The organism is Snodgrassella sp. ESL0324 (genome assembly GCF_013344955.1).
GTDB lineage: Bacteria > Pseudomonadota > Gammaproteobacteria > Burkholderiales > Neisseriaceae > Snodgrassella > Snodgrassella alvi.
Genome location: NZ_JAAEDS010000016.1, coordinates 81,398 through 103,229, shown reverse-complemented (window position 1 = coordinate 103,229; position 21,832 = coordinate 81,398). Strand labels below are relative to the sequence as shown.

24 protein-coding genes and 1 pseudogene are annotated in these 21,832 nt (G+C 42.2%); 18 read left to right on the top strand and 7 right to left on the bottom strand.

Features of this window, described 5'->3' with window-relative positions:
* Positions 1–460: 460 nt before the first annotated feature.
* On the bottom strand, positions 461–2,251 hold the full coding sequence (recQ, locus tag GYY70_RS10875; RefSeq protein ID WP_174832369.1) for a DNA helicase RecQ: 1,791 nt from the start codon (positions 2,249–2,251) through the stop codon (positions 461–463).
* Between the two features lie 93 nt (positions 2,252–2,344).
* Here recQ and GYY70_RS10870 point away from each other — a divergent pair, with 93 nt between their 5' ends.
* From GYY70_RS10870 to GYY70_RS10800, 15 genes are all read left to right on the top strand, one after another.
* Positions 2,345–2,782 carry a surface-adhesin E family protein gene (locus GYY70_RS10870; protein WP_037394744.1) on the top strand — a complete coding sequence of 146 codons (438 nt, stop codon included), beginning with the start codon at positions 2,345–2,347 and terminating at the stop codon, positions 2,780–2,782.
* A gap of 40 nt (positions 2,783–2,822) precedes the next feature.
* Positions 2,823–3,146, top strand: a complete 324-nt coding sequence (locus GYY70_RS10865; RefSeq protein ID WP_025331633.1) for a hypothetical protein — start codon at positions 2,823–2,825, stop codon at positions 3,144–3,146.
* Positions 3,147–3,294: 148 nt separating this feature from the next.
* Positions 3,295–5,187, top strand: a complete 1,893-nt coding sequence (gene mnmG / locus GYY70_RS10860; RefSeq protein ID WP_174832368.1) for a tRNA uridine-5-carboxymethylaminomethyl(34) synthesis enzyme MnmG — start codon at positions 3,295–3,297, stop codon at positions 5,185–5,187.
* Positions 5,180–5,815, top strand: coding sequence for a 16S rRNA (guanine(527)-N(7))-methyltransferase RsmG (gene rsmG, locus GYY70_RS10855; RefSeq protein WP_025331631.1), 636 nt, complete (start codon positions 5,180–5,182; stop codon positions 5,813–5,815). Before mnmG ends, rsmG begins: the two co-directional genes overlap by 8 nt.
* Positions 5,812–6,582, top strand: coding sequence for a ParA family protein (locus GYY70_RS10850; RefSeq protein ID WP_174832367.1), 771 nt, complete (start codon positions 5,812–5,814; stop codon positions 6,580–6,582). The genes rsmG and GYY70_RS10850 overlap by 4 nt, the downstream gene beginning before the upstream one ends.
* An 87-nt stretch (positions 6,583–6,669) precedes the next feature.
* Positions 6,670–7,524, top strand: coding sequence for a ParB/RepB/Spo0J family partition protein (locus tag GYY70_RS10845; RefSeq protein WP_084548191.1), 855 nt, complete (start codon positions 6,670–6,672; stop codon positions 7,522–7,524).
* A gap of 193 nt (positions 7,525–7,717) precedes the next feature.
* A complete protein-coding gene (locus GYY70_RS10840; protein WP_174832366.1) occupies positions 7,718–8,062 on the top strand; it encodes an ATP synthase subunit I in 345 nt (114 codons plus the stop codon).
* A complete protein-coding gene (gene atpB / locus GYY70_RS10835) occupies positions 8,059–8,919 on the top strand; it encodes a F0F1 ATP synthase subunit A (RefSeq protein WP_025331628.1) in 861 nt (286 codons plus the stop codon). Before GYY70_RS10840 ends, atpB begins: the two co-directional genes overlap by 4 nt.
* A gap of 56 nt (positions 8,920–8,975) precedes the next feature.
* Positions 8,976–9,206 carry a F0F1 ATP synthase subunit C gene (gene atpE, locus GYY70_RS10830; protein WP_084562761.1) on the top strand — a complete coding sequence of 77 codons (231 nt, stop codon included), beginning with the start codon at positions 8,976–8,978 and terminating at the stop codon, positions 9,204–9,206.
* A 64-nt stretch (positions 9,207–9,270) separates the two neighbouring features.
* Entirely contained in the window at positions 9,271–9,741 is a 471-nt protein-coding gene (locus tag GYY70_RS10825) for a F0F1 ATP synthase subunit B (protein WP_084562763.1), read from the top strand.
* A 4-nt stretch (positions 9,742–9,745) separates the two neighbouring features.
* Complete coding sequence (locus GYY70_RS10820; RefSeq protein WP_078475494.1) at positions 9,746–10,282, top strand: F0F1 ATP synthase subunit delta; 537 nt, start codon at positions 9,746–9,748, stop codon at positions 10,280–10,282.
* A 10-nt stretch (positions 10,283–10,292) separates the two neighbouring features.
* Positions 10,293–11,837 carry a F0F1 ATP synthase subunit alpha gene (gene atpA, locus GYY70_RS10815; RefSeq protein WP_025331624.1) on the top strand — a complete coding sequence of 515 codons (1,545 nt, stop codon included), beginning with the start codon at positions 10,293–10,295 and terminating at the stop codon, positions 11,835–11,837.
* A 24-nt stretch (positions 11,838–11,861) separates the two neighbouring features.
* Positions 11,862–12,737 carry a F0F1 ATP synthase subunit gamma gene (gene atpG, locus GYY70_RS10810; RefSeq protein WP_025331623.1) on the top strand — a complete coding sequence of 292 codons (876 nt, stop codon included), beginning with the start codon at positions 11,862–11,864 and terminating at the stop codon, positions 12,735–12,737.
* Positions 12,738–12,770: 33 nt separating this feature from the next.
* Positions 12,771–14,168 (top strand): F0F1 ATP synthase subunit beta, encoded by a 1,398-nt coding sequence (gene atpD, locus GYY70_RS10805; protein ID WP_084548194.1) that lies wholly within the window; start codon positions 12,771–12,773, stop codon positions 14,166–14,168.
* Positions 14,169–14,178: 10 nt separating this feature from the next.
* Positions 14,179–14,601: a F0F1 ATP synthase subunit epsilon gene (locus GYY70_RS10800; protein ID WP_041881260.1), complete on the top strand. Its 423-nt coding sequence runs from the start codon at positions 14,179–14,181 to the stop codon at positions 14,599–14,601.
* Positions 14,602–14,923: 322 nt separating this feature from the next.
* On the opposite strand, the gene GYY70_RS10795 is transcribed toward GYY70_RS10800, so the two are convergent.
* The 5 genes and pseudogenes from GYY70_RS10795 to GYY70_RS10775 form a co-directional block, all read right to left on the bottom strand.
* A complete protein-coding gene (locus GYY70_RS10795) occupies positions 14,924–15,667 on the bottom strand; it encodes an SDR family oxidoreductase (protein ID WP_174832365.1) in 744 nt (247 codons plus the stop codon).
* A gap of 149 nt (positions 15,668–15,816) precedes the next feature.
* On the bottom strand, positions 15,817–16,143 hold the full coding sequence (locus tag GYY70_RS10790; protein ID WP_174832364.1) for a carboxymuconolactone decarboxylase family protein: 327 nt from the start codon (positions 16,141–16,143) through the stop codon (positions 15,817–15,819).
* 30 nt (positions 16,144–16,173) lie between these two features.
* Complete coding sequence (locus GYY70_RS10785; RefSeq protein ID WP_174832363.1) at positions 16,174–16,572, bottom strand: cupin domain-containing protein; 399 nt, start codon at positions 16,570–16,572, stop codon at positions 16,174–16,176.
* Positions 16,573–16,939: 367 nt separating this feature from the next.
* Positions 16,940–17,068: pseudogene (locus tag GYY70_RS12280) on the bottom strand (DNA polymerase beta superfamily protein); the annotation flags it as partial.
* Between the two features lie 172 nt (positions 17,069–17,240).
* Positions 17,241–18,809: a hypothetical protein gene (locus tag GYY70_RS10775; RefSeq protein WP_174832362.1), complete on the bottom strand. Its 1,569-nt coding sequence runs from the start codon at positions 18,807–18,809 to the stop codon at positions 17,241–17,243.
* A 362-nt stretch (positions 18,810–19,171) separates the two neighbouring features.
* Here GYY70_RS10775 and GYY70_RS10770 point away from each other — a divergent pair, with 362 nt between their 5' ends.
* The 3 genes from GYY70_RS10770 (at position 19,172) to GYY70_RS10760 (ending at position 20,769) form a co-directional block, all read left to right on the top strand.
* On the top strand, positions 19,172–19,600 hold the full coding sequence (locus GYY70_RS10770; RefSeq protein ID WP_202984475.1) for a MerR family transcriptional regulator: 429 nt from the start codon (positions 19,172–19,174) through the stop codon (positions 19,598–19,600).
* Positions 19,601–19,724: 124 nt separating this feature from the next.
* Positions 19,725–20,249, top strand: a complete 525-nt coding sequence (locus GYY70_RS10765) for an NAD(P)H-dependent oxidoreductase (RefSeq protein ID WP_174832416.1) — start codon at positions 19,725–19,727, stop codon at positions 20,247–20,249.
* Between the two features lie 112 nt (positions 20,250–20,361).
* Positions 20,362–20,769, top strand: a complete 408-nt coding sequence (locus GYY70_RS10760; RefSeq protein ID WP_084551381.1) for a GNAT family N-acetyltransferase — start codon at positions 20,362–20,364, stop codon at positions 20,767–20,769.
* A gap of 269 nt (positions 20,770–21,038) precedes the next feature.
* On the opposite strand, the gene GYY70_RS10755 is transcribed toward GYY70_RS10760, so the two are convergent.
* Positions 21,039–21,680, bottom strand: coding sequence for a rhodanese-like domain-containing protein (locus GYY70_RS10755; protein WP_084548202.1), 642 nt, complete (start codon positions 21,678–21,680; stop codon positions 21,039–21,041).
* Positions 21,681–21,832: the final 152 nt, after the last annotated feature.

Genomic DNA, 21,832 nt, shown 5'->3' with positions numbered 1-21,832 from the left:
AAATACTCTAAAAAATCAGAGTATAGCTTTAATGTACTATTGTTGTGTCTTAAATATTGACTGATCTAATCCAATCTACAAAGAATGGACTAAAAAATAATGAGGACATAGGATTGAATAAAAATATTTTAGTTGTTGTAAGCACAGCAGGTGGACAAACTAATCAGATAGATGGATAAATGAATCTCGGAATAGATGCGATAAATTACCAAAAAACAGATAAAAAATAACAATCAGATAATAGCAGGATACCGGCAGCAGAATGCCCGTATTACCGGATATTCTCATGCACATAAAGTAGGCAAAATCAGGTGTTATTCTGCCGATAATCACCTGTTATGAAAAACCATTTGCTGTACCGGTATAAAGGCAGAATCATGACCGGATAAGCAAAGATAAAAGTTATAAAAACTGAGAAAATAAATGATTTATGAGCAGAATAGCGGAGACGTTCTGACTATTATTGCGCCCATTTGCGACACAGAGCCAGAATATCTGCACCGAAATTTCTGATTTTACTTTCACCTAATCCATAAATATGGTTTAAATCAGCCAGTGTGGCCGGTGGATGCCGGACTAAATCCTGTAATGTCCGGTCGGCAAAAATGGTATAGGCTGGTACATTGTTTTTGCTGGCGCGTTCTTTACGCCAGTTGCGCAGCGTTTGCCACAGACGTTCTTCGCGTTCAGTACGCAGCCAGGTATCAGTATTGCGATTGTTGCGGGTTTTATCATGCTTCAATGGTCGCAGCCAGACCTGTTGCTGGTTTTTTAATACTGCCCGTGCCTGCTCAGTAAGCTGTAATGCCTGATTGGCTATATCAACATTCAGATATCCTGATGCAACACATTGCCGTACCACTGTACGCCACTCTTTAACTGTTAATTCACTGCCTATACCGAAAGTAGATAAATGCTGGTGTCCGCAGCGTATTACCAGGTCTGATTCGCGACCGCGTAAAACATCAATCACATGTCCGGTAGCAAAACGCTGTTTTACCCGATACACGCACGAAAGTAATTTTTGTGCCAGTACAGTGCCGTCAAATCTGCTGGGTGGATCAGTGCAGTTGTCGCAATGTCCGCAGGACTCACCTTCCTCTCCGAAATAGCGCAGCAATAGCCGGCGGCGGCAGTCTGCAGTCTCACAAAAAGCCAGCATGGCATCGAGTTTTTGTAAATCAATGCGTTTTTGTGCTTCATCGCGCTCAGCAAGCTCAATCCGTTCGCGCAATAGTACCCAGTCATTCAGACCATAACACAGCCAGCTGGTGGCAGGCAGGCCGTCACGGCCGGCACGCCCTGATTCCTGATAAAAATGTTCAATGCTGGCAGGCATATCAAGATGGGCAACAAAACGTACATCCGGTTTATCTATACCCATACCAAATGCTACTGTTGCTACGATAATAATGCCATCTTCCTGTGTGAAGCGGCGCTGATTCCGGCTGCGTATTTCCCAGTCCAGTCCGGCATGATAGGGTAGGGCGGTCAGACCGTTTTCGCTTAGAAAAGCAGCAATATCTTCCACACGCTTGCGTGACAGACAGTAAACAATACCATTCTCTCCGGACATCTGGCTGCGGATGAATTGTAATAACTGTTTCTTACCGTTGTTTTTTTCAATAACCTGATAGTCAATATTCGGGCGGTTAAAGCTGGAAACAAATAATCGTGCGTCTGTTAAATCCAGATAGTGCTGAATATCTGCTCTGGTGGCATTATCTGCTGTGGCAGTAAGGGCAATACGCGGAATATCGGCAAATTCGTCTGCCAGAATGCTCAGTTGCTGATATTCAGGACGAAAATCATGTCCCCACTGGCTGACACAATGAGCCTCATCAATCGCAAACAGGCTAATACGGGTATTGTGTAAAAACTGTAAAAAACGCGGCATAACCAGACGTTCCGGTGCTACATATAATAGCTTCAGATGCTCAGCCGCGATTTCATCAGCAATACGCTGTATCTCTTCACTACTGGTGCCTCCGTGTACACAGGCAGCAGAAATACCATTAACATTCAGAGCTGTAACCTGATCCTGCATCAGTGCGATCAGTGGTGAAATCACAATAGCGACACCATCGCGCATTAATGCCGGAATTTGATAACATAAAGACTTGCCCGCGCCGGTAGGCATCAGTACCAGTGCATTATGACCGCTGGCTACTGTGTCGATAATTTCTGCCTGTTGTCCTCGAAATTCCGGATAGCCGAAAACATCGTGTAAAATTTGCTCGGCATGGGTCACAAAACACCTGTTACATTTAATCTGAAACGGGTATTGTACTGCAATTTACCTTTATTTCCGACAGTTACCTGATGGCTGTTGCAAGGAATTAGCATGAAAATCATTTATTTCCGTCACCTGATAACCAGTTTGGCTGTTTGTGCTATTCTGGCTGCATGTACTACCACCAATGTTCCGAAAGCCAGCGGCAGCTGGGTTGAGCTTGGTGTATCCGCCAGTGGTAATATCCAGTATGCGCTTGATAGCGGCAGTATTAAACGCCAGGGTAATCTGGTTACTTTCCGCGATCGCAAAACCGTTATCGACCCTAAACAGCAGTATTACAGTAACACACCGGCTTATAAAACCGCACTGAGTACAACACAGATTGACTGTAGTCGTAAAATATTCCGGGTACTTGATGTAGAGTTGCTGGATGCGCATGGCGAACTGATTCGTCAGGATCATTTTGGTGAAACAGATTTGCGCCCGATGGGTATTACCAGTGGTTCAGCTTCCGAACAGCAATATCAGCATGTATGTGCACATTAATTCTAATTAAGATTAATTCTGATTAAGAAAGTTAGCAGGCATGAAAGTAAAATATAGCTTGTGGTTGATTTTAGGTCTGGCGGTTACGGCATGGGCTGAATCTCCTGCCGATGTTGAATTACTCAGTGCTCAGAAAGCTTATCAGGCAGCACTGTCAGCACAAAGTGCCAGCCAGAGTAAAGCATTGCAATTGCAAACTCAGTTGCAATCGGCGCAGTTACAGCTGAAAAATGCACAGGATAATGTTACTCGTCTGCAAAATGATTTTAATCAGGCTGATGTTCAGCGCCAGCAGGCTGATGCTGCATTACAGGCAGCCGGTACCAGACTAGATGCCGCATGGCAGGGTGTGCACGGCCGTTAAAACAGACAGACTGCAATAACTGCCGGGGTGAAAAATCACTTTGCATTTTTACATGCCTGACAAATGGCAACAGCTCGCGTAAAATAGCACTATTTTGCTCAGGCATTGTTTCTTGAAAAAACAATGCTATGGAATCAACTGTTGTCAAATGAATTATCCGATTGAATACGATGTAATTGTGGTGGGCGGCGGACATGCCGGTACAGAGGCGGCTTTGGCCGCTGCGCGTATGGGTGCGCAAACATTATTACTTACCCACAATATCGAAACTCTGGGACAAATGTCGTGTAATCCGTCTATTGGCGGCATCGGCAAAGGTCATCTGGTGCGCGAACTGGATGCACTGGGCGGGGCAATGGCACTGGCTGCTGATTACGGAGGTATTCAATTTCGTCGCCTGAATGCATCAAAAGGACCCGCAGTACGTGCAACACGGGCACAGGCCGACCGTATTCTGTATAAAGCAGCTATCCGTTCCATGCTGGAGAATCAGCCGAACCTGCAATTATTTCAGCAGCAGGTAGAAGATATTGTTGTGGAACATGGCCGTGCTGTCGGAGTAATGACGGCAATGGGTGTTATATTCCGTAGTCGTGCGGTGGTGCTGACGGCTGGTACCTTTCTGGCTGGTAAAATTCATATTGGTCTGGAAAACTATGCCGGTGGCCGTGCCGGAGATCCGGCAGCCCAGCGTTTATCAGGTTGTCTGAAAGAGCTGAATTTACCGCAGGGACGTCTGAAAACCGGTACTCCGCCAAGAATTGATGGACGCAGTATTGATTTCAGCCAGCTTAAAGAACAGCCGGGCGACAATCCGGCACCAGTATTTTCAGTACGTGGCAGCCGGGAGATACATCCGCAGCAGATTTCCTGCTGGATTACTCATACTAATAGTCACACCCACGATATTATCCGTAGCGGTTTCGACCGCAGCCCGATGTTTACCGGTAAAATTGAGGGAGTCGGTCCACGTTACTGTCCTTCTATAGAAGATAAAATCAATCGTTTTGCCGATAAAGAAAGCCATCAGATTTTTCTGGAACCTGAAGGGCTGAAAACACACGAATATTATCCGAACGGTATTTCTACCAGTCTGCCGTTTGATATTCAGTTAAAGCTGGTGCATTCAATGCCCGGATTGCAGAACGCACATATCCTGCGCCCCGGTTATGCCATTGAATATGATTACTTTGATCCGCGTAATCTCAAAGCCAGTCTCGAAACCAAAAATATAGCCGGACTGTTTTTTGCCGGACAGATTAACGGTACTACCGGTTATGAAGAAGCCGCCGCTCAGGGCTTACTAGCCGGAGCCAATGCTGTATTATATCTTCGTGAAGCAGAACCACTGGTATTGCAACGTGATCAGGCTTATTTAGGTGTACTGGTGGATGATCTGATTACTAAAGGTGTTACTGAGCCGTACCGCATGTTTACCAGTCGTGCCGAATACCGTCTGCAATTGCGTGAAGACAATGCTGATATGCGTCTGACTGGTCTGGGGCGAGCTGTTGGTCTGGTCAATGATGCGCAATGGCAAATATTTCAGCGAAAACAGGAAGCAGTTGAGCGCGAACTGCAACGCATGAGCCACACATGGTATACACCATTGAATCTGCCACTGAGTGATCAGCAGCGAGTGCTGGGTCAGCCTCTGAGTAAAGAATCCAGTTTGCTGGATATGCTGCGCCGGCCTAATGTTAGCTATGTTGACTTAATGACTTTACCTAATGCACAGCAAGAAGTACTTGAAGCCGATGCGGCTGAGCAGGTAGAAATTCAGGCCAAATATCAGGGTTATATTGAGCGGCAAAATGAAGAAATCAGCCACCGTCAGAATCTGGAAAAACTAAAATTACCGGCCAGCATTGATTACACACTGGTAAAAGGCCTTTCCGCAGAGGTACAACAAAAACTGAATCAATTTCGTCCCGAAACAGTTGGACAGGCTTCACGTATATCCGGTATCACACCGGCGGCAGTCGCATTACTGATGGTGCATCTGAAACGGGGTTTTGAGGGAGCAAAAAAATATGAATGACATGAAAACCATGTTGCAACAAGGTTTGCAGCAGATGAATATCGAACTGACTGTTCCGCAGCAATTACAATTACTGGCCTTTGTAGAGCTGTTGAAAAAATGGAATAGTACCTACAATCTGACTGCACTGCGCAATGATCAGGATGTTATCAGTCATCATATTCTCGACAGCCTCACTCTTTTGCCTTATGTAGAGCATGCCAGAGGCCTGATTGACGTAGGCAGCGGCGGTGGTATGCCGGGCATACCCGTAGCTATAGCACGTCCTGATTTGGCTGTCGCCCTGCTTGATGCTAACAGCAAAAAAACATCATTCCTGCAACAGGCAGTAATCGAGCTGGGCTTAAGTAATGTGCAGGTTATAACGGCACGGGTAGAAGCCATGGTTGGTGAGCAGTTCGATGTCATTACCAGCAGGGCTTTTGCTGAATTGAATGATTTTGTTACCATCACTAAACAACTGATGGCAAAAGGCGGTTACTGGGCGGCTATGAAGGGAGTTTATCCCTATGAAGAAATTGAACGGTTACCTGAAAATACAGAACTGATCCGGGTAGATAAACTCAGCGTACCGCATCTGGATGCAGAGCGGCATATGGTTCTGGTACGCAAGAAAGAAAGTGCATGAGTGCGCATATTATTGCAGTAGCCAACCAGAAAGGCGGGGTAGGTAAAACTACAACCGTAGTTAATCTGGCCGCTTCGCTGGTGGAAAAAAAGTCCAGAGTTCTGATAGTTGATCTCGACCCTCAGGGTAATGCCACGACTGGTAGTGGCATTAATAAAGCCAATGTAACCAGCGGAGTTTATGCTGTGTTGCTTGGTAATGAAACTATTCAGCAGGCTATTACCTCTGCTCAGCATGGCGGCTTTGATGTTTTGTCTGCTAATCGTGCTCTGGCAGGTGCTGAGGTGGAGCTGGTGCAGGAATTGGCGCGGGAAATGCGCCTGAAAAATGCACTGGCACAGGTGGCAGACCAGTACGATTACATTATCATTGACTGCCCGCCGACACTGACTTTATTAACCATTAACGGTCTGGTTGCAGCACAGCACATTATTGTACCCATGTTGTGTGAGTATTATGCACTAGAAGGTATTTCTGATCTGATTGCCACAGTTCGTAAAATCCGCCAGGCCATCAATCCGCAACTGGATATTTTAGGTATTGTCCGTACCCTGTACGACCCGCGCAGTTTGCTGGCAAAACAGGTGGACGAACAGCTGGGTACCCACTTTCCCGATAAGCTGTTCAGTACACCGATTCCGCGTAATATACGTCTGGCTGAAGCACCAAGCCATGGCATGCCGGCCTTGCAATATGATCCTCGTGCCACTGGTACCAGAGCCTATCTGGCACTTGCTGATGAGGTATTGCTGCGTACCAGCAAATAAGCAGTTAATAAGCATAAATTAAATGTATTTATGTAATAACAGCCTTTGCCACAATGTGGTGTTAATCCGGAAATTAAAGAGCGATACATGGTAAAAGCAAAAGGTTTGGGTGCAGGACTGGATGCCCTGCTTGGTTCCGGTAGCGATATTACCGGAGGGGATCGTTTAACAACAGTAGCAGTTACAGATATTATTCCCGGGCGTTATCAGCCTCGAACCCAGATTGATGATGAAGGTTTACAGGAACTGGCTGATTCAATTCGTGCTCAGGGTGTTATTCAGCCAGTAATCGTACGTGAAATGGGGCTGCATCAGTACGAACTTATCGCTGGTGAGCGTCGCTGGCGTGCTGCTCAGCTTGCCGGGTTGCAGGAAATACCTGTAGTCATCAAAAGCATTACCGATGAAGCTGCGCTGGCCATGGGGCTGATTGAAAATATCCAGCGGCAGAACCTGAATCCTATCGAAGAAGCCCAGGGGTTGAAACGTCTGGTAGATGAATTCGGACTTACACATGATACAGTAGCCAAAGCAGTCGGTCGCAGCCGCAGCAGTATTTCTAACAGTCTCCGTTTACTTAATCTTCCTCAACCGGTTCAGGACCTGATGTATGGCCGTCAGCTGGAAATGGGACATGCCAGAGCTTTATTAACTTTGCCGGTTATCCAGCAGATTGACCTGGCACAGAAAGCGGTACAAAATGGCTGGTCAGTGCGGGAAGTTGAGCGTCGCTGTCAGCAAATTCAGGCTAAACCGGAGACTGCTAAACGTCATCCGGCAGAAAAAAGCAGTGAAGTTCAGCAAATAGAAGCGGCGCTTGAGCAGCGTTTTTCTGTACCTGTACAGGTACAAAGTAAAAATCAGCGCAGCGGCCGGATTATTCTGCAGTTTGATAATCCGGAAACTTTAAGTCATTTATTACAGAAACTAGGACTAGAATAATTCCTGCAAACAGAAATTAACTGTGGCAAAATTGTTCAGTTGGGTTATCAGTTCAAGCAATATTATAGAAATATATAGAAAAATTAATTAATTAGGTGTAGTTAATTTAACAAAATTTCACAAAATTACTTGACGATATTGTATTAGTTGATTATATTATCGCAGCTTACCGAAGTGTTTTCAGGGTAACAGAATGAAGTGGATCATGTTTTGGCAAACAGTCATGTTGTTTGCCGCAGTTTGCGTGTCCGCATGGTTGTGGAATTATTCTGCTATCTGGTCAGCAGTATTAGGTGGGCTGTGTTACCTGATACCTACATTACTGGCGATATTAACTATTATTGCTGCAAAAAAATTACCGGCGCTATTACCTGCAACACTGTTGATGGCCGAGATTAGCAAAATTCTGATGATATGCCTGATGATGTTACTGGTGTATATATGCTATTCCGCTGTTAACTGGTTTGCTTTCCTGACAGGACTAATACTGGTCAGTCAGGCCGGATTGTTCACATTTAGAAAAAGATTGTTATTATGAGCGGCACAGAGATGACTCCGGGCGAATATATTAGCCATCACTTAATTAATTACACCCAGAAATCACCAGATTATCAGACAAATATGGTTGATTTCTCATTTCTCAATCTGGATACACTATTCTTTTCCATTCTGACCGGTGTAATCGCTTCTGCTATTTTGTTTATAGCAGCCAGACGTATGAAAGCAGACGTGCCAACCCGTTTTCAGGCTGCAATTGAATTGCTGATTGAATTCGTTAGCGGTATCTGCAAAGATATGATTCATAACGAGAAATCTCGTAAGATTATTGCTCCCCTGGGGCTGACTGTATTCATGTGGATTCTCTTCATGAATATTATGGATTTATTGCCGGTGGATTTACTGCCATGGGCATGGCAGCATGCTACCGGTGATCATCATGCCTATCTGCGTGTGGTACCTACCGCCGATCTGAATACGACCATGGCCATGGCTATTTCAGTCTTGTTTTTATGTATTGTTTATAATATTAAAATCAAGGGACTGGGTGGCTGGATTCATGAATTATTCAGCGCGCCGTTCGGCAACAAAGTTTGGTTGTTTATCCCAAACTTTCTGATGAATATTATTGAGTTTTTCTCCAAAACCCTTTCACATGGTATGCGACTGTTCGGTAATATGTATGCCGGTGAAATTCTGTTTATGGTTATTGCCTTAATGGGTGGTGCATGGGGTATGTCCGGTGCCGCCGGTGTCAGTGATGTTGTGCTGTTTATTCTGCAGATAATTGCAGGTCTGGCATGGGCTATATTCCATATTCTGGTAATCGCCCTGCAGGCCTATCTCTTTATGGTACTGACTTTTGTTTATCTGGGTCAGGCTCACGATTCCCATTAAGGGTCAGTTTATTTGTTGTAGTATTCTCTTTTCTTTATATTTAAGGAGTTAAGTAAATGGGTGGTTTAATCGCTATCGCTTGTGGTCTGATGATTGGTATTTCTGCAATGGGTGCCTCTATCGGTATTGGCATGCTGGGTGCAAAATACATGGAATCTTCTGCCCGTCAGCCTGAATTAATGGGCTCATTACTGGGTAAATTCTTCATTATCATGGGTATGATTGATGCTGCGTTCATTATCTCCCTGGGCGTATCATTCTTATACTTTGCCAAAATTGGCGGCTGATAAACTTGGATTTGCTGGTTGTTAACTGTTTTAATTAATAAACACAAATTCTAAAGGTTTAATCGTGAATATCAATGCAACCCTAATTGCACAAGTAGTCGTTTTTGTCATGTTTGTGCTATTTACGATGAAATTCGTATGGCCGCCCATTGTCAAAGTACTTGATGCCCGTGCCGACAAAATTGCCGAAGGTTTGGCTGCTGCCGAACGCGGGAAAAACGATTTTGCTCAGGCGGAAAAACGCGTTGCTGATATCTTAGCCGAGGGTCGCAGTCAGGTCTCCGAAATGGTGGCCAATGCAGAAAAGCGTGCCGCGCAGATTGTTGAAGATGCCAAAACGCAGGCATCAGAAGAAGCTGCCCGTATCATGGCTCAGGCAAAAGCTGATGTTGAGCAGGAAGCCAACAGAGCCCGTGAAGCATTGCGTCAGCAGGTAGCTGATTTGGTTGTTAAAGGTGCCGAATCTATCCTGCGCAGCGAAGTTAATCCTTCACGTCACGCTGATTTACTGGCGAACCTGAAACAGGAGCTGTAATCCCATGGCTGAGTTCGCAACCATAGCCAGACCATATGCAAAGGCATTATTCAGTCTGGCACAAGAACAGAATCAAATTGAGTCTTGGTTGGACGAACTGAAAACACTGGCTGAAATTATTCTGCAACCTAAAGTGCAGTTACTGATTGACGAGCCGGAATGCGAATACACAGAAAAGGCAAAACAAATCCTGTCATTAGTGGATTTTACGCCGGCTGATGAATTAAAAAATTTCATCTTTCTGTTAGCGCAGAACAAACGCTTAACAGTTTTGCCAGAAATTTATACGTTATTCCAAGACTATGCTTTGTCCCTAAACGACATAAAAGAGGCCACTGTATATACGGCTTATCCCATTGACGAACAACAATTTACACAAGTCGTTTTAGATATGGAAGCCCATTTCAAAAGCCGGTTGAAAGCGCGTCAGGTGGTTGCCCCGGAATTGATTGGTGGCGTAAAAGTAGAAGTTGGTGACCAAGTATTGGATTTGTCGGTGCAAGGCAGATTAAACAGCCTGCATACGGCATTGATGAATTAGGAGAGTTTTCATGCAGCTTAATCCTGCTGAAATTAGCGATTTGATTAAAGCTAAAATCGCAAACCTGAACGTTGATTCAGAATTACGTACCCGCGGTACTGTAATGTCTGTAACTGACGGGATTGTGCGCGTTCACGGCTTATCAGACGTGATGCAAGGTGAAATGCTCGAGTTTCCCGGCAATACATTTGGTCTCGCCATGAACCTGGAGCGCGATTCTGTAGGTGCCGTGATTCTGGGTGAATCAGAACATATTAAGGAAGGTGACGAAGTTACCTGTACCGGCCGAATTCTGGAAGTACCGGTTGGCCGTGAACTGATTGGTCGCGTAGTTGATGCACTTGGCCGCCCGATCGATGGCAAAGGTCCGATTAATACTACACATACTGCTCCGGTAGAAAAAATTGCTCCCGGGGTGATTGCGCGTCAGTCCGTAGATCAGCCAATGCAAACCGGTTTGAAAGCCATTGACTCAATGGTACCGATTGGTCGTGGTCAGCGTGAGCTGATTATTGGTGACCGTCAGACTGGTAAAACAGCCGTGGCACTTGATGCCATTGTTAACCAGAAAGATACCGGTGTTATCTGTATTTATGTTGCTATCGGTCAGAAAGCTTCTTCCATTGCCAGTGTAGTACGTAAACTGGAAGAACATGGTGCCATGGATCACACCATCATTATTGCTGCCACTGCATCAGAAGCAGCTGCACTGCAATATATTGCGCCATATGCCGGTTGCAGTATGGGTGAATATTTCCGTGATAACGGCGAAGATGCGCTGATTGTATACGATGACCTGTCTAAACAGGCTGTGGCGTATCGTCAGATTTCCCTGCTTTTGCGTCGTCCGCCAGGCCGTGAGGCTTATCCGGGTGATGTATTCTATCTGCATTCACGCTTGCTGGAACGCGCTTCCCGCATTAATGCACATGAGGTAGAAGAACTGACCAAAGGTGCCGTTAAAGGTAAAACCGGTTCTCTGACTGCTTTGCCAATTATTGAAACTCAGGCCGGTGACGTATCTGCATTCGTACCTACTAATGTAATTTCGATTACAGACGGTCAGATATTCCTGGAAACAGACCTGTTTAACTCTGGTATTCGTCCTGCTATCAATGCCGGTATTTCAGTATCCCGTGTAGGTGGTGCAGCACAGACTAAAGTCATTAAAAAGCTGGGCGGCGGTATTCGTCTGGCACTGGCACAGTACCGTGAACTGGCTGCATTCTCGCAGTTTGCTTCTGATCTGGATGAAGCTACCCGTAAACAGCTGCGTCATGGTGAAGTTGTGACGGAACTGATGAAACAGAAGCAGTTCAGTACACTGAGCACAGGTGAAATGGCGCTGACACTGTGGGCGATTAATAACGGCTCTTATGATGATGTGCCGGTATCAAAAGCATTGGCCTTTGAAGCAGAATTTTTAAGCTATGTGCGTACCCAGTGTCCGAATGTGTTACAGGACATTGATACTACCGGCGCTTTGAGCGATGATAATGCCAAAGCATTGGACAACGCCATGAAGACCTTCAAATCGTCTTACAGCTTTGCGTAAGCGTGTTATTGAAAGGAGTCTGAAATGGCAGTAGGAAAAGAGATTCTCACCAGAATTCGCAGTGTTCAGAATACTCAAAAGATCACTAAAGCGATGCAGATGGTGTCAACCTCTAAAATGCGGAAGACTCAGGAACGGATGCGTCAGGCGCGTCCGTATGCCGATAAAATTCGTCTGGTGATGAGCCATCTGGCACAAACCCACTCTACTCATAACGTACCTTTATTGCGCAGTAATAATGACAGCAAGCGTGTTGGCTTTATTGTCATTACCACAGATAAAGGCTTGTGCGGCGGATTGAATGCAAATATTTTAAAAGCGTTCTTTCATAAGGTGCAGGAATGTGAGCAGAATGGTCTGGATGCAGAGATTGTGTGTCTGGGCGGTAAAGGGCTGGCAGCCTGTAACCGTGTAGGTTTGAATGTCATTGCCAGTGCTGTGGGTTTGGGTGATACACCTAAAGTAGCTACATTATTAGGTCCGTTAACGGAAATTTTCCAGCGCTATGCCGAAGGTAAACTGGATGCTATTTATCTGGTTTATGCCGGTTTTATCAATACTATGCGTCAGGAAGCACGTCTGGAAACCCTGTTGCCGATTGGTCAGAATGTTCTGGATGAAGTATCTGAAAGCAAAGAGTTCGGCTGGGAATATGTATACGAACCATCACCACAGCAGGTGCTGGAATTTTTAGTCCGCCGTTATTTAGAGTCTGTGGTTTATCAGGCCTTATCTGAAAATATGGCTGCCGAACAGGCTGCACGTATGGTAGCGATGAAAGCTGCTACTGATAATGCAAGCAATGCCATTAAAGAATTGCGTCTGATATATAACAAATCGCGTCAGGCAGCGATTACCACAGAGTTGTCAGAAATTGTGGCCGGTGCTGCTGCTGTTTAAGCAGCACAGGTCAAATAAACTTAGGATGCGATAATGAGCCAAGGCAAAATCGTACAAATCATTGGTGCGGTAGTGGACGTTGAATTTCCGCATGATTCTATCCCCAATGTGTATGACGCTCTTAAACTGGTTGATACTGATTTAACTCTGGAAGTTGAACAGTTACTGGGTGATGGTATTGTACGTACCATTCCGATGGGTACTTCCGATGGTCTGAAACGCGGTATGGCCGTAATCAATACCGGTGCTCCGATTACCGTACCGGTAGGTACAGCGACTCTGGGCCGGATTATGGACGTTTTGGGTCACCCGGTAGATGAAGCAGGTGAAATCAAAACCGATACTACCCGTTCTATTCATCAGCAGGCACCGAAATTTGATGAACTTTCCAGCTCTACTGAATTGCTGGAAACCGGCATCAAGGTGATTGATTTGCTTTGCCCGTTTGCTAAAGGCGGTAAAGTTGGTCTGTTCGGTGGTGCCGGTGTGGGTAAAACCGTAAACATGATGGAACTGATTAATAATATTGCTAAAGCACACAGTGGTTTGTCTGTGTTTGCCGGCGTTGGTGAACGTACCCGTGAAGGTAACGACTTTTATCACGAGATGAAAGATTCCAACGTACTGGATAAAGTAGCGATGGTGTATGGTCAGATGAATGAGCCACCAGGTAACCGTCTGCGTGTGGCATTAACCGGGCTGACCATGGCGGAATATTTCCGTGATGAAAAAGATGAAAATGGTAAAGGTCGCGATGTATTGCTGTTCATCGATAACATTTACCGTTACACACTGGCCGGTACTGAAGTATCTGCATTATTAGGACGTATGCCGTCTGCTGTGGGTTATCAGCCGACACTGGCTGAAGAGATGGGACGCTTACAGGAGCGTATTGCTTCCACTAAAACTGGTTCTATCACGTCTATTCAGGCCGTATATGTACCTGCGGATGACTTGACTGACCCGTCTCCGGCTACTACTTTTGCCCACTTGGATGCTACAGTCGTGCTGAGCCGTGATATTGCCTCTTTAGGTATTTATCCTGCTGTAGATCCGCTGGATTCCACTTCCCGTCAGCTTGATCCTGCTGTAATCGGTCAGGAACATTATGATGTTGCACGCGGTGTACAGACTACTCTGCAAAAATACAAAGAATTGAACGATATTATTGCAATTCTGGGTATGGATGAATTGTCTGATGAAGACAAGCTGACTGTAAACCGTGCGCGTAAAATTCAGCGCTTTTTGTCACAGCCTTTCCACGTAGCGGAAGTATTTACCGGTGCGCCGGGTAAATATGTATCTCTGCGTGATACTATTGCCGGCTTTAAGGCTATTCTGAGCGGTGAATATGATCACTTGCCGGAGCAGGCTTTCTACATGGTAGGCAATATCGAAGAAGCTGCTGAAAAAGCGAAAACCCTAAACTAAGGAGCACTTGATGAGTACCATGCAAGTGGAAGTGGTGAGTAATGAAGAAAGCATCTACTCCGGAGAAGCAAGTTTTGTAGTCGTGCCTACTCTGGAAGGTGAGCTTGGTATTTATCCTCGCCATGAACCCATTATGAGCCTGGTGCGTCCTGGTGCCTTGCGTTTGACAGTGCCTGGCCAGAAAGAAGAAATTCTGGTAGCTGTATCAGGTGGTGTCCTGGAAGTACAGCCGGATAAGCTTACGCTGTTGGCGGACGTGGCCGTTCGCAGTGAAGAAATGGATCAGCAGCGTGCCGAAGAGGCTAAAAAAGCAGCAGAATCAGGTATACATGAAGCCAAAGATGATGTTTCTCTGGTAAAAGCACATGTGGCTTTAGCTGCGGCAATTGCCCAACTGAAAACGCTGGACTACTTGCGCACGCATCGAAAATAAACAACTTTGATGGCAATCAATCTATAACTATCTGATTGCCTGACTGAGATGTTGAAAAGCCCGGACAATTTGTCCGGGCTTTTTATATCTGCACAGATTCAATGGAATGTTATCAATAATGAATTCATTAGATATAGATCATTTAGTTGTTTAATGGTATTTGAATATGCTGAACATTTTATTGTATACAGGCAACTATGTTATATATGAAAAAAGCATATAAATGATCGTGATTCACTCCGTATCAGCAAACGTAATAAGAGTGTAATATCGGCTCAAACAGATGGATATTACACTCTTGTTGGTAAATCACATTCAACTTCTATGCTTGTTTAGTCGGATAAATAGTTAATTCACTAATATTGGTATCTTCAGGTTGTTCAATAGCAAAATTTACTACGCGTGCAATGGCGTCAGGGCTGATGCCTACCTGTTTATAGAGTTCAGTCATACTTTGTAAAACAGCAGTATCGGTAATGCCTTGTAAAAGCTCGGTATTGATTGCAGCCGGATATAGGGTAGTGGTGCGAATATTGGTTTGTTCGGTTGCACTTTCCTGCCGGATAACTTCCATCAGATTGCGTACAGCAAATTTGGTGGCTCCATAAACACCACAACTCATAAAGCTTTTGATACCGGCTATAGAAGAGGTGGTAATAATATGTCCCGATTTTTGTTTAGTAAAAATCGGCATCACTGCAGCTATACCGTTTAGCACACCTTTCAGATTAATATCAATCATGTCATTCCACTGCTGAGTTTGAACGGCACTGATTGGTGAGTTAGGCATGATTCCGGCGTTATTGAATATCACATCAACGCCCTGAAAATGTTTTTGTGCCAGTTCGACCAGTGTCTGCAGTTGTTCCGGTTGGCGCACATCTGTAACCTGATAAACTGCCTGACCGCCAGATTGAGTAATTTCCTGTTTCAATAATTGCAGTTGCTGTTCACGGCGTGCTGCCAGAACAACTTTAGCTCCGTTCCGAGCCAGTAAGCGGGCTGTTGCCGCACCAATACCGGATGATGCACCGGTAATAATAACAACCTTATTCTGAACACTCATATTTATTCCTTTGCATATTGTAAAATTGACCATCACCGGCAGAAAATTTAATAAACCGGCATTTACTGTCTTCAAACAAATCAGAATAGTTTGCAAATAAGTCTTTAATCTGACAATTAATTTGTTTGATATGATGATTATTGCACAGATTACTTTTTAGTATCATGATATATTTCTTTAGCCAGATTAAATGCTGACCATGCTTTGGGCCAGCCAACATAAAAAGCCAGATGAGTGATAATCTCAACAATTTCAGTTTCAGTAATACCGTTTTGTCGTCCGATGTTTAAATGCGCGCGTAACTGCTCAAAGTTACCGGCACTGATCAGTGCAGCAATAGTAATCATGCTGCGCTGATGCGCTGGTAATTGCTGTTCGCGAGACCACACCTCTCCAAATAGTACATCATCATTAAAATATGCAAACTGGGGGGCAAAATCACCTAATAAATCATGGCCTGCTGTCTGTTTTTTCATGGTTTTCTCCTATAGGTTAAAAAAGATAAGCTAAAGATTGTTGTAATCACTGCTGTCTACCGGTTCCAGCCATTCACTTTGACCTTTAGTAATGGCTATATGGCTGAACCAGCTGTCTTTAGTGGCACCATGCCAGTGTTTGACTCCGGCATGAATGACTACTGAATCCCCGGGGTTCAGTAATCGCGCTGGTTTATCTGCTTCCTGATACCAGCCTTGTCCTGCTGTAACAAGCAGAATCTGATAGCCATGCAGATGTTTGTGCCAGTGATTATGGCAGCCCGGCTCAAAAGTAACATTGCTAACATCGACATCTATTTGTTCATCGATAGCGGCTAAGTTACATAAATAGCTTTGGCCGATAAAATATTGTGCATAATTAATATTAATCTTGCCTTGCTGAAAGATCTGTTTGAATGCTGTAGACATGGCTTACTCCTGTTGTTATCAGTATTTGAGTATAAAACTTAAAGTTAACTTTAACTCAAGAGTTATTTTGTATTGAACCAGAACCATCAACTTTAGATATAGTTTTAATTATGCAAAGATTAAAGTTATAAGATTGTAGATTCAGTTTTAGGAGTTTAGCAGTTGTTTGAAGAATATCTGTCTTCATCATAGATATAACGAAAGTATGCTTTTTAAATATATTTAGTGCCTCGAATTTCTTATTCTTTGAGATTTTGTCTACTATCTTTTTTGACCATTCGGACTGATTTATTATATTGATAGGTTTGCTCAATCTTTTACTCAAAAGGCGTAGTATTCGATTTTTGAAGCAGTTGTAAGATTTTTTTTAATCCAAACCATGTAAATCCCATTTATTATTAAATGGAAGAGTTAAATGAGATGCCGGATTATCAATTAATAAGTATTTAGCAAACGGATGAACATATATAAAACTTACATCATAATCACTACTTGGTGAAGGAAATCCCTAAGTGCGGCTGCCAGATTCGCAGCAAAATAATTTTGATATATTATTTTACTACTCTAATGCAGTCAGTTCTGTTTAATACGTTTTTGTCTATGTAATAACATCTCTGTTAATTAATTTTATAAAGACTGTTTTAATAATAAGGCTATTAATCATTGTTTTAGGTTAATAACGTGATGATTCTGTGTTTAATTTTTTCATCAGGTTCAATAATTGCCAGTTCTTGGATTGCGGTTTTAATTCTTTCTGACCAAAATGACTGATCCCAAGCTTCTATAGTATTTAATGCTATATTACGGTTTTGTATAACCGGGCTATTCAAGCCGATTAATATTAAGTCTTCTCCAACACCGGGAAAGTGATTGAGTTCTTGTAAAATCAAATCTAATAAATTATATGTGTCAATTTCTGTTTCATATTCATGGATCAATTCTGGGCTTGTTGCGATTTTAGCAAAATCATATTGTTGATTAGCTAATTGAATAACTTGCTTTATTCTCGGTAATGAATCACTTAGTAGTAAATAAGGCCACTGATCGCTATGATAATTTTTTTGATGTTCAAAACGTGCTTTCCATGCATCAAAGCCATATTGTGTATAAAGGTTTGCAGCCAGCTGAAATTGTTGCGTATCATTAGTTGTCAGCGTATTTTTAATTAAGTCTAACCATTTATCTTGCTTAATAACTTCATTTGCTTTGTTGATTATTTGATTTTTGATTTGCGTATCCCAGTTAGGATAATAATCGTTTACTTTATTAACCACAAAATCGTGTAATAACCAAACGGTTCGTAATATTTTCAGATCCGTTAAATTTGGTAGATTGAGTAAATGAGTTAAATAATTTAGACAGACTTTAGCACCAGCAGCATAGTTATGCATATCCTGAGTGGGTCCGCCGTTTATCAGCGCTTCAATAATTTCACTTGTGGAGCTGATTAATTCACTATCAATGGTTTCATGCGCTAAAGCTTTATCTAATTCACCTGACATTGCACAGGTGTAAGCAAGATATTCATTCATCAAACTATTTCGATAGCCGGATCTTAGCAACCAGTCTTTTGTTGATGATGATAACGGATATGTTACTAACCAATAAATGATATGAATACGTCCCCAACCATCAATTTTTTTTGCTAATGTCAGCAAGGCATTTTCAATATCGGTTTCAGATGATAGTGTATTTTGTAATGCGCCAGCAGAATATAATGAAAATTCTTCATGCATACCAAATAACAAAAATAATTTTGTTTGTTCGGTAGTAAAACATCCTAATATGGCAATACTGAATTTAATGATTTCACGATCCGGACTATTAAGTGCTAGCCAATAAATAAATTCGTATAATTTATCAAAATCAATAATGAGTTTAGGTATTTCCTCAGTTAAATCTTCAATATAACTTAAGGTTCGTCCTGTTTGGACTAGGGTGTAAAGTGTTTCGATATCTGATTGATTAGGTTGCGCAGTTATTTTGGTGAGTAATGCCAAAATTTTTTCTACACAACTTTGTTCTGCAGAGGCACTATGATAATTTGTAATTTCATCCCTCATTCTTGCTGCCTGTTTTATTTTTCTACTATCTAAGGAGTGATCAGGCAGAATTTTGGCCGTTTCGGGAAGTTTATCCGCGTTTTGATAAGGGAGTAAAAACTGATAAATACTGGTTTTATGGTTATCCCATACCAATGGAAAGTGTTGGCAATTAATATTATTCAGGTATTCCATTATTTTTCAGATTTTTAATATTTTAGAGTTTTATGTATGGTGTTAATCTCTGGTAAAAATTAAGTACGGTTACCAGTACTGTCTGATTTTGCTGTGGTGGTTTGATTATACCTTAGCAATATATTAAGCATATGCTTTCCTGTATTATTATCTGAATATCTATTTTAAATTATATTTTTATTCATTATCAAAGTTTTATTACTATTTTTATACAGATTGATTCTTTATTTTACGCATTAAAAGGGTTAGGCAAGCAAGTTATTGCTCAGTCTGTTTGTTTTGCCTGATTTGCTATTACTTAGTTTTTAATATGAAATGATATTTTAAGTTGTTTGAGCTTTATTTTAGTGATGGGAATAAGAATGACAGGGTCACAACAATACAGTATCCGTGCTTTTGCGGATATATTTGGATTAACGCCGGCAACTGTCCGGTATTATGAAAGTCTTGGGCTGATTTCTCCGCAGCGCTCTGTCAATCAGCGTCGTTTCTATACCGAAAAGGACGTTGATTGGATGCGTTTTATTTTGCATCTGAAAAATACCGGTATGAGTATGGAACAGCTTCAGCAGTATGTGTTGCTGCGCAGTCAGGGGGATATAACTATTGCTGAGCGGCTGGAGTTGTTGTTACAGACTCGTGATAATTTTTTGCAACAGCAGGCAAAACTGCAAAAACATCTGCAGATTTTGAATGACAAGATTGAATGGTATCAGCGACGGCAGCAGGGTCTTTTATCTGAACAGGTGAGTTTTGCTGAATATTTAATCAGCAACGGCCATAGTCTGTAATGCTGTGCTCTGTCGTCTGGTTTAAGTGCAGGCTGTACTGTAAACTGAAATTCGGATGTGTTCGGATAAGCTAATTTTTATTTATATTTAGTAATCAAATAACCAAGGGGAATAAAATGAAAAAATACTGATTATTGTAGCGCATCCTGATATTGAACATTCTTTAGTCAATAAACGCTGGATTGAAGAAGTAAAAAAATTTCCGGAAAAATTTACGGTGCATGAGCTGTATCAGTCTTATCCGGACGGTAAGATTGATGTGGAGAAAGAGCAGGCTTTGGTAGAGGTACATGGTAGTCTGATCTGGCAATTTCCGGTTTACTGGTTTAACTGCCCGCCACTAATGAAACAGTGGTTTGATGATGTTTTAACCTACGGATGGGCATATGGTTCCCGCGGGACTCAGCTTAAAGATCGAAAAATCGGTTTGGCTGTTTCTATGGGAAGTTCGGAACAGGATTATCGGGCACATTATGATTTAACAGCAGTTCTGCGTCCGTATGGAATGACTTTACATTATGTTAAAGCAAATTATCAGGGTGCATTTTCTTTGTTTGGCGCTAATACAGATGCTTTATTAGTAACAATTACTCCGCAGGCAATCAATCAAAGTGCTGCTGATTATATTGAGTTTCTAAACAAATTTTAAAATATGCTGAACCATGAACAGGGTTATTAGTTGGTTTCATCTGTACAAATTAGTTTTTCACTGTATCTGTATGTGAAGTTAATACTTTGTTCGTTTACTGGAGGTATTATGTATGAATAATATTGCTTACCGTTGTAATATCAAACCCGAACTCGAAGAAACGCTGAATCTTTACCGAAATTGCAGTCTGGGGGAGCGGCGTCCGATTACGGATAAATCCCGTTTTCAGTCTATGCTGAATAATGCAAATTTAATTATTACAGCATGGGACGGACAGAAGTTGGTAGGTATTGCGCGCTGTTTAACTGATTTTGTTTATATTACTTATCTGGCTGATTTGGCTGTTGATGAGCGCTATCAAAAGCAGGGTATTGGTAAGCAGTTGATTCGGGAAATTCAGAAAAATACTGGAGAGAATGCCGGAATTGTTTTAATTGCTGCCCCACAGGCTGTCGACTATTATGGTCATATCGGTTTTACTGCTCATACATCTGCATGGGTTTTAAAGAAACCGTTATGATAGTAAATACAGTTCGTTGCTATTGATTATTCTTTTGTCGTGCCGGGTGCCGGACAAGCAGGTTTGGCCGATAATCACAAAATAAGTGCAGGGCTATGATGGCGGATTCCTGTTTTGCTCCTGAAGGTAATATTGGTATTTGCCTGCAAGTTAATAACTTAGTATGGTTTCAATCAACAGAGAGAAAAAAGTAAGTACGGTCATCTATTCTGACTATTTATGTGAATAGTCAGAATAGATGGGTTTAATGATTTGTGCGGGTAAATGATTTATTTAACTTCGCTACCTTCAAATTTTAATCTTTTGTCGTTAACAGAAACGAGATCTCCTAATTCGTAAACATTACGATAACCATATCCGTATAGATTGATAAAGGTAGGTATATTAAGGGCTAAACTGATCTTATCACGATAAGATGGCAGTCCGTTCAGGTCTGTTGGTGTTACTGCCATTTTACTGGCAAAGTTTTCCTGGTCATCTATAAAATTATTATTGCAATAAATGAGAATGGTTGTATTTTTATCTGGAATTAATCTGTATAGGCTAATCTGGTTATAATCGGAGAAATTCAGATGAATGGCTCCTTTCAAATGCTTTCTGTCATACATTTCTTTGGATCTGGAGTCCAAAATAATGGTTTTTGAATTTTTGGATTTGGCCAAAAATTGGTTTAAAGGAAGAAGTCTTTTAGCTCTGTATCGTTTTACTTCTTCGGCTAATTTCATGTAACCATCAAAATCTATTTTGCTGCTGACTGATTTATCCTGAGCTATAAAATAATTCGATAAACGATTAACTTCAGCCTTATTAACTTTGGTAGTGGTTTTTGCAGTAGCAGGTAATGCTAATGTAATTAATATCGCTAAGCTTGATGTAAGAAAATAGTGTTTTATCAGATTATTCTTTTTCATTTATTGCTCCCTTTAAGTAAAAAACAAAACATTGAACATAATAAACAAACCAAAAGGCTTATGTGTTCTTATATGCCTATTTGTTGATTTATGTAAAATATATGGTTTTGTTGATTTGGGTAGCGCAACTAATTATAAATAAGTTATCTATA

Coding starts and splice junctions, on each gene's coding strand:
- GYY70_RS10755 (WP_084548202.1), bottom strand. CDS start 21,680: ATGAAAAAGAATAATCTGATAAAACACTATTTTCTTACATCAAGCTTA.
- atpE (WP_084562761.1), top strand. CDS start 8,976: ATGGGTGGTTTAATCGCTATCGCTTGTGGTCTGATGATTGGTATTTCT.
- atpA (WP_025331624.1), top strand. CDS start 10,293: ATGCAGCTTAATCCTGCTGAAATTAGCGATTTGATTAAAGCTAAAATC.
- GYY70_RS10850 (WP_174832367.1), top strand. CDS start 5,812: ATGAGTGCGCATATTATTGCAGTAGCCAACCAGAAAGGCGGGGTAGGT.
- atpD (WP_084548194.1), top strand. CDS start 12,771: ATGAGCCAAGGCAAAATCGTACAAATCATTGGTGCGGTAGTGGACGTT.
- atpG (WP_025331623.1), top strand. CDS start 11,862: ATGGCAGTAGGAAAAGAGATTCTCACCAGAATTCGCAGTGTTCAGAAT.
- GYY70_RS10785 (WP_174832363.1), bottom strand. CDS start 16,572: ATGTCTACAGCATTCAAACAGATCTTTCAGCAAGGCAAGATTAATATT.
- GYY70_RS10870 (WP_037394744.1), top strand. CDS start 2,345: ATGAAAATCATTTATTTCCGTCACCTGATAACCAGTTTGGCTGTTTGT.
- atpB (WP_025331628.1), top strand. CDS start 8,059: ATGAGCGGCACAGAGATGACTCCGGGCGAATATATTAGCCATCACTTA.
- GYY70_RS10800 (WP_041881260.1), top strand. CDS start 14,179: ATGAGTACCATGCAAGTGGAAGTGGTGAGTAATGAAGAAAGCATCTAC.
- GYY70_RS10820 (WP_078475494.1), top strand. CDS start 9,746: ATGGCTGAGTTCGCAACCATAGCCAGACCATATGCAAAGGCATTATTC.
- GYY70_RS10840 (WP_174832366.1), top strand. CDS start 7,718: ATGAAGTGGATCATGTTTTGGCAAACAGTCATGTTGTTTGCCGCAGTT.
- GYY70_RS10845 (WP_084548191.1), top strand. CDS start 6,670: ATGGTAAAAGCAAAAGGTTTGGGTGCAGGACTGGATGCCCTGCTTGGT.
- rsmG (WP_025331631.1), top strand. CDS start 5,180: ATGAATGACATGAAAACCATGTTGCAACAAGGTTTGCAGCAGATGAAT.
- mnmG (WP_174832368.1), top strand. CDS start 3,295: ATGAATTATCCGATTGAATACGATGTAATTGTGGTGGGCGGCGGACAT.
- GYY70_RS10770 (WP_202984475.1), top strand. CDS start 19,172: ATGACAGGGTCACAACAATACAGTATCCGTGCTTTTGCGGATATATTT.
- GYY70_RS10795 (WP_174832365.1), bottom strand. CDS start 15,667: ATGAGTGTTCAGAATAAGGTTGTTATTATTACCGGTGCATCATCCGGT.
- GYY70_RS10775 (WP_174832362.1), bottom strand. CDS start 18,809: ATGGAATACCTGAATAATATTAATTGCCAACACTTTCCATTGGTATGG.
- GYY70_RS10790 (WP_174832364.1), bottom strand. CDS start 16,143: ATGAAAAAACAGACAGCAGGCCATGATTTATTAGGTGATTTTGCCCCC.
- GYY70_RS10760 (WP_084551381.1), top strand. CDS start 20,362: ATGAATAATATTGCTTACCGTTGTAATATCAAACCCGAACTCGAAGAA.
- GYY70_RS10865 (WP_025331633.1), top strand. CDS start 2,823: ATGAAAGTAAAATATAGCTTGTGGTTGATTTTAGGTCTGGCGGTTACG.